The organism is Kamptonema sp. UHCC 0994 (assembly GCF_029167235.1).
Taxonomy (GTDB): Bacteria; Cyanobacteriota; Cyanobacteriia; order Cyanobacteriales; family Microcoleaceae; genus Kamptonema.
Genome location: NZ_JARFTR010000266.1, coordinates 1 through 6434, shown reverse-complemented (window position 1 = coordinate 6434; position 6434 = coordinate 1). Strand labels below are relative to the sequence as shown.

General features: G+C 42.0%; 5 protein-coding genes. 2 read left to right on the top strand and 3 right to left on the bottom strand.

Annotation, left to right across the window (positions count from 1 at the left end; genetic code table 11):
- Nucleotides 1–53 precede the first annotated feature (53 nt).
- Nucleotides 54–1202 carry a hypothetical protein gene (locus tag PY364_RS23390; protein ID WP_275526794.1) on the bottom strand — a complete coding sequence of 383 codons (1149 nt, stop codon included), beginning with the start codon at nt 1200–1202 and terminating at the stop codon, nt 54–56.
- Between the two features lie 93 nt (nt 1203–1295).
- The gene (locus PY364_RS23385; RefSeq protein WP_275526792.1) at nt 1296–1460 is read right to left on the bottom strand and encodes a hypothetical protein; all 165 of its coding nucleotides are present in this window, start codon (nt 1458–1460) and stop codon (nt 1296–1298) included.
- A 341-nt stretch (nt 1461–1801) separates the two neighbouring features.
- Here PY364_RS23385 and PY364_RS23380 point away from each other — a divergent pair, with 341 nt between their 5' ends.
- Entirely contained in the window at nt 1802–4498 is a 2697-nt protein-coding gene (locus PY364_RS23380) for an NHLP bacteriocin export ABC transporter permease/ATPase subunit (RefSeq protein WP_275526790.1), read from the top strand.
- 35 nt (nt 4499–4533) lie between these two features.
- Here the strand turns inward: PY364_RS23380 and PY364_RS23375 are convergent, their stop codons facing one another.
- Nucleotides 4534–5724, bottom strand: coding sequence for a tetratricopeptide repeat protein (locus PY364_RS23375; RefSeq protein ID WP_275526788.1), 1191 nt, complete (start codon nt 5722–5724; stop codon nt 4534–4536).
- A gap of 274 nt (nt 5725–5998) precedes the next feature.
- Here PY364_RS23375 and PY364_RS23370 point away from each other — a divergent pair, with 274 nt between their 5' ends.
- Entirely contained in the window at nt 5999–6268 is a 270-nt protein-coding gene (locus PY364_RS23370; RefSeq protein WP_275526796.1) for a GlsB/YeaQ/YmgE family stress response membrane protein, read from the top strand.
- The last annotated feature ends 166 nt before the right edge of the window (nt 6269–6434 follow it).

Genomic DNA, 6434 nt, shown 5'->3' with positions numbered 1-6434 from the left:
CGGTGACATACCGCCCAGAGGGCGGCGTTACGAAATCTATTAGCCATTAGCCATTAGCCATTAGCAATCAACAAATGCGATAAAACCGAGCTTTCTGTATTTGCTAACTCTTCCAATGTTAAGCGAGTTAATGCGATTAAAAACTTCCCTTGATTGAGAGTATCTGATAATTTATCTATATGATTTGTGTGGAACTGTTCTAAATTTTCCGCCGCATCCTTAACTAAGGCGTGCAATACTTGAAAAGCCCCCGCAGATAAAGGGGGTTCACCGCGATAGTTTTCCATCCTACCACCTTGTCGATATTCTGGATAAGCTTCTAATCCTAAAAACCGCAAAAACCAATCAGCACGATAGTTACCATTATTAGCCGCAATAATACCTCGATAATCTGCAATCAACTCATCCATTAAATTATTCCGCATTGAACCTAAAAGTCGGCGGGTAAAATAGTGAGTACATTCATGTTCTAAGCGAATCGTGAGAGATATCGGCAACCACTCTAATTCACTCATGCCCATATCTGAGGCTGTGACTCCACTATAACCCCCTGGACTCAAAATAATAAATCGATCTTGATATTTATCTTTTTGGGGAATTAACTGTTTGAACTCCGCTTGCCATGCTGTCTCCGTCGTGAATTGAAGTTGTTGAGATTCCCACTGGGTGCGATAAGTACGAACGCGATCCCAATTGTTGTATCCTGCCACCATGACAGCACCCATTGAGTTAGGAATAGGTACAGGTTCATTGCGCTTGACAAGTGCTTGCACCAAAGCGATAAAATCTTCCCGACATCCCGCAATTAAGATGGGAATTTTGCCAGCCAAACTTTCATGGAGAATCAATTTTAATGTTTCTGGCTGTTGTAAAACTAGCCCGGTTGCTTCCGGCATTGTTGCTGTTAGATAACCTTTCCGAGTTGCTAATCGGTAATTTTCTGTTTCACTGATGCCAGCGAGTATGGGAAATTGTAACTGTACCAGTTGGGATCGTAAAGTGGTAAATACTCCCTCCCCCTCTGCTTCAGTTAGATAAGTTTCCCAAGTTGTCAGATATGATTCAGGCATCAGGGGAAAGGTAGGCAAAGAGTCAAACTCAAGGGGCGCGAACACATTGTCATTGTAGGCGAGTAATTCCTCAATTTCTAAGGGAGTTGCGCCATAGCTGGTAAGGATTTTAGTACGGAGAGATAGAGACATTTTCCCAAGATTTGCAATATCCAAAACTCGATTTCTTAGTGATTATAACATAGAAAGAGCCTTACTTCTGAAATTGAATTTTGCTAATCTCGTTTAAGCGACGGCTTCGAGTTCATCTTCACTGAGTTCTCCTTCTTCAAATACTGTTGAGCTCAGCGCGATCGCCACTGCTAACATTTCTGCGACTTGCTCTTTAGTGAAAGTGCTATCTACTTCACTTTTTGCTATTTCTAATACTTTTTCACTATTGCTATCCATACTATATAACCTCCTACGACTGCAAGTTAGAATAGCTTGATTAAGCAATCCCCAGATTACAACTTAACCTGAAGTTTGATTACAATTTTGTAATTTTCCGGTGGCGATTAGCTCAATCAGAGCCATCACCGAAGTAGTCGATCGCCAATAGCTTGGATTATTACGGAATATTTATTTTAAATAAAGCTCTTGACTTTTGATTTAAAATATGATAATCACTGGATTACTTAGAAATAAAAGTTTTGTTAAACTATTCATCTAAACTTGACCCTACTGAGGGTAGTATGATTGCAAATAAAGTAAGATTAAGACAGCATTCCTAAAAGTGAGCAGACAAAAATATGGGAATTAACAACGATCTAACAACGGCTAAATCCTCACAAAAAGTTGTCAAAGGAAATGAACCTCTAGTTTTAGATAATTCTAATATCTTCTGGCTAATTCAGTCAGGAACCCTAGCGATATTTGCTGTAACAGTTGTTGATAAAATCTCTACTGGAGCGCGTCGATACTTATTTAGTGTAGGCGCTGGCAATGCTCTATTTGGAATCTTAAAAGCTGGTGAAACTCCCTATCAAATCATAGCAGTTGCCGTTGAAGAAGCCACATTAATCGAGTCAACCATGACTGAGATAATTCAACTTGCTGAGTCTCAAGTTAATGATGACCGAGAAACCTGCCGACTGCTCCTAGAGACCTGGAATGCTCATCTTACCTCGGTGTTTGCCGGCACTGATATTCCCTTCAAGGCGATCGACGATCTCAAAAATAGAGCGCAGGTTGCTCCTTTTCTTTATCAACTCCACAGTGATTTTCTTTACCACTTAGAGCAACTCGAAAACCAAGAACTCAATGCTAAATTTGCCCTATTCCAAGAGCGTCAACGCCTCAACCAACAAAGCACCCAAGGTGCAATTACCAAGTTAGTCTCAATCCTTAAACCTAAAAGTGTAGCATTTTTTCAGGAAGGAACCCCCTTATTAATGGCGGCTGGAGCAGTTGGTCGTGCTATGGGAATTGAGATTCGTCCTCCCGCCCGTTCAGAAAACTTAGAACGACTAAAAAATCCCTTAGAAGCAATTGCTCGTGCTTCCCGAATTCGTTATCGGCGAGTATTACTTGAAGACCGGTGGTGGCGGCAAGATTGCGGAGCTATTTTAGGCTATATGGAAGTGGATAAACGACCAGTTGCCTTGTTGCCAATACCAGGAGGCAAATATGAAGTTTTCGATCCGACTCAACAGCAACGCCTACCTTTAAGCTCAGAAATCCTCCAAGAACTCGATCCCGTTGCTTATACTTTCTATCGACCCTTTCCAGAAAAAGCTCTCAACTCCTTAGAAATTATCAAGTTTTCTACAAGGGGACTGCAAAGAGATATCGCAATTCTCATTATTGCGGGAATAATAGCCACTCTATTAGGAATGGTTGTTCCCCAAGCTACTGCAATTCTAGTTGATAGCGCAATTCCTGATGCCGATCGAGGGCTGTTATTGCAAATTGGACTGGCTTTGCTAGCTACCAGTTTTGGCAAAACTATATTTGAGTTAGCTGAAGGATTTGTCACTTTAAGAATTCAAAGTCTATCTAACTCTGCATTGCAAACGGCTTTTTGGGATCGGTTACTAAAACTACGAGTTTCTTTTTTCCGCCAATATTCAACTGGGGACTTGCAATCACGAGTTTCAGCCATTACCCAAATTCGGCAAATTCTCACGGGTACGGTTTTGGGAACTCTGTTTCATAGTTTCTTCTCTCTTTTAAATTTAGGGTTACTGTTTGTTTACAGTAGCAGTTTAGCCACTATAGCTGTCGGATTGGGTGTTCTTAGTATCATGGTGACATTGATATCGGGACTGCTCACTCAGCGAACAATGCGTCCTTTGCAAGAATTGGAAGGGGAAATTTTTGGCTTAACGGTGGAGTTAATCGGGGGAGTTTCTAAACTTAGAGTCGCAGGAGCCGAGAACCGCGCCTTTGCTTACTGGACGAAAAAATACACTCAGCAACTCCAATTAATGTTGAGTACACAAGTGATTGAAGATATAGTTGCGATCTTCAATACAATCTTACCAACTATGAGTTCGATGCTGCTCTATTTCTTAGCAGTTAATCTAATTGTACAAGGAAAAGGTGGACTTTCTACAGGTATATTCCTAGCATTTTATAGTGCTTTTGGTATTTTTATCACGGGGGCTACCAGTCTTAGTAATACGATTATTAAGATATTGGAAATAACCGTGTTGTGGGAACGGGCAAAACCGATTTTAGAGGCAGAACCGGAAATCGATCTGAATAAAACAGACCCTGGTCGGCTAGATGGTGCGGTGAAATTAGACCGGGTGACATTCCGCTATCGGCCTGATGGTATGCTCACACTCGATCAGGTTACAGTCGAAGCTAAAGCTGGAGAATTCATCGCACTTGTTGGCCCGTCAGGAAGCGGTAAATCTACTATTATTCGGTTACTTTTAGGGTTTGAAACAGCAGAAGATGGAACCATTTCTTATGATGGTCAAGATTTAGATGGTTTGGATATCTCTGCAATTCGTCGTCAGTTAGGGGTGGTGTTACAAAACGGTCGGATTAATAGTGCATCTATGTTTGAAAATATTTCTGGTGGTGCATTAGTCACTATGGATGAAGCCTGGAAAGCGGCACATATGGCGGGGTTAGGAGAGGATATTGAAAGTATGCCGATGGGAATGCACACTGTGATTTCTGAAGGTGGTAGTAATTTATCAGGGGGACAGCGACAACGTTTGTTAATTGCTCGTTCCTTGGTACTCAAACCCAAAATTTTGATCTTTGATGAGGCTACTAGCGCTTTGGATAATAGGACACAAGCAATTGTTAGTGCTAGTTTGGAGCAGTTAGATGTAACGCGGATTGTGGTAGCTCATCGCCTAACTACTATTCGTAATGCAGATTGCATTTATGTGATTGAGGCTGGTCAAGTGGTACAACAGGGTAAGTTTGAAGAGTTGATAGAACAACCGGGGTTATTTGCTCAATTGATGGCTCGACAGATAGCTTAATAAGTAGAAGGTAGAAGGAAGAAGGAAGATCGCCATTACATCAAACCCATTTCTCGCAACCCTCCGCGCAGTCTTTCTGCTTCTATTGGGTTGCTTTGTTTGTTGTGAAGGGCGATCGCTTTGTTAAAGGCTTCTAAACTTGCCGTCACATTTCCAATTTTTAGCCAAACAACTCCCAAATTTTGATAAGCTTCAGCATAATCGGGGTTAAGCTCAATAGCTTGCTGATAAGCCGCGATCGCAGCCTCTAATTTTCCCTGAGCTTTCAGCGTCATTCCCAAATTATAATAACCCGCAGCAAAACCAGGGTCGATTTGCAAAGTTGTCTCGTACAGACTTTTTGCACCCCCCAGATTTCCCTCATCTTTCAGCAAGTTGGCAAAATTATTGTAAGATCCCAATTTTAACTGAGGTAAAATATCTAATTTAAGTGCCGTTTGATAGTGTTCTTTCGCTTTGGCAAACTGTTGTTGCTGACGATAAGCAATTGCTAGATGATAGTGAAGTTCATAGAGTACAGAATCATCTATAGGTACTACAGTTAAACCTCGTTTTAATAGTGCCATACCCCGCTGGATTTCCCCAATTTCCACGTACAAAGCACCTAACTTGCTGCATACATAGGGGTCATTTGGATGTTGAGCGATATAACTTTCCATCGCTGCTTGAGCTTTTTGGAGTTTACCCTTAGTGGCGATCGCACCAGCTTGATATCCAGAGTGTAAAATTGCCACGCCAGGGAGAGCACCTATTTTCCATTGCAGTTCCCATGTCATAATCTCCCCAACGCTGTCATCTACCATCGCATGATAAGGTCGAGAAAAGCGGATCTTGGGATGGTTGCGGAATAGGCGCGACACCAAGGAGTAAGGAGATTGCACTGCGCCGATTTCTTGGCGGATCAGATTAATTAGCAAGTGGCGATCGCTCTTTATCGCCTGCTTCAGGTGTGGGACAATCTCTGAAGCCAACACTTCATCAGCATCCAATACCAAAATCCACTCACCACGAGCATACTTTAGAGACTCATTCCGCGCCGCCGCAAAGTCGTTACACCATTCAAAGCTATAAACCCGTGCGCCGAATTCTCTAGCGATTTCCGGGGTGCGATCGCTCGAACCCGTATCCACCACCACCATTTCATCCACAACATCCTTAACGCTGCTTAACGCCAGGGGTAGCGCCATCTCTTCATTTTTGACAATGATGCACAAGCTTAGATCCATCTGACACCTAACTTTCCTGATTTAAACGGGTCGTTGTAATTTTAGAGCTAAATTTGACCGCTTAGGAAAGCTCCTACTTACAACTTTTGGCATATAAAAAATTCTATTTGGCTGTTTTCACATATTAAAAAGCCTTAAAACTATGATTTTTCGTTAAAATTCTACTCCTTTAGATTCCTCCCAATGGTAGAGGATAATATACAGAAGCAATTGTTATTCTATGAACATAAGGCAAAGAAAAAGAATAACTATTGAACGGTTAGGAGAAAAAGAAATGGGAATTATTGCTTGGGTTGTATTAGGTTTAATTGCAGGCGCGATCGCTAAAGCAATTTATCCAGGTCATCAAGGTGGCGGTTTTCTAGCAACAACTGGTTTAGGAATTTTAGGTGCTCTAGCTGGCGGTTATCTTGGTCAAGTCCTGCTAGGAACTAGCGCGGGTGCATCTTACGGAGCTTTGACAATCCCTAGTGTAGCATTTGCAGTTATCGGTGCAGTCTTGCTTCTGTTCATCTGGGGTCTGTTAACTCAGCGTGCTGCGTAATAACTTAAGTTTAAGTGAAGGTACGTAATTTTAAAAATCCTCCAGACAGGTTCATGGAGGATTTTTAATTGTTAATTGGTAACTTGTAAGGTGGGCGATCGCCCACCCTACCATTATTTATCCCAATTCTCACGTAACGCCGCCCTCTGGGCGGTAAAGATACCGC